General features: G+C 57.0%; 2 protein-coding genes. Both read right to left on the reverse strand.

Annotated elements, in window-relative coordinates; translation table 11 throughout:
* Positions 1–450: NAD(P)H-hydrate epimerase (locus QVO97_RS09715; RefSeq protein ID WP_288189565.1), on the reverse strand; the 450-nt coding region annotated here is incomplete at its 3' end.
* Positions 447–714 (reverse strand): holo-ACP synthase (locus QVO97_RS09720; protein WP_288189566.1); only part of this gene is annotated, 268 nt, incomplete at its 5' end. The genes QVO97_RS09720 and QVO97_RS09715, both read right to left, overlap by 4 nt.

Consider the following 714-nt stretch of genomic DNA (forward strand, 5'->3'; position numbering starts at 1 on the left):
CTCCTGCTCCCGCATAAAACGGATCGCCTCGGCAAATTCACCGCCGACCTCTCTGGAAAGACCCACGCCAAAGATCGCATCCACCATGATCTCCACATGCCCCGGCACATAATTTTCAAACGCCTCCACCGGGATCCCCAAATTCCGGTCAATCGCCACCTGGCAGGTCATCTCCCCCGTCCAGTGCGCCTTGTCACCGACCGTGAGCACCGTCGGAAGCGCGCCGCGCAGAAAGAGAATCCTAGCCAGCGCCGCACCGTCCGCACCGTTATTGCCCGTTCCGCAAAATACCAGAAGCCTCTGCCCTGAAAGCTTTCCATACCGTTTTTCCATCTCGTCTGCAACCGCCAGCGCCGCTCGCTCCATCAGTACCAGAGAGGGTATCCCCACTTTCCGGATTGCATATCCATCTATCTCTTTCATCTGTTTTCCTGTCACCAGACGTCTCATTTCCATTCCCCCTCTCCGACTGCGTAAGCGGATGCAAGACTGCCTGTATTCGTGATCGACACGTGAATCCGGGTGATTTTTAGGCTATCCGCAAGTTTCTTTGCTCCCCCGTGAAGCCGCACCCACGGTTTTCCAAGCTCGTCCCGGAGCACTTCTATATCCAGCAGTCCAAAGCCCCGAAAGCCTGTTCCAAACACCTTCGAGACTGCCTCTTTTACCGCAAAATCGCCGGCGAGCCGGGACACCTTCCCCCCAGCCTGCCGA

It is taken from the genome of Clostridium sp. CAG:43 (genome assembly GCF_000434655.1).
Classification (GTDB): domain Bacteria; phylum Bacillota; class Clostridia; order Lachnospirales; family Lachnospiraceae; genus Otoolea; species Otoolea fessa.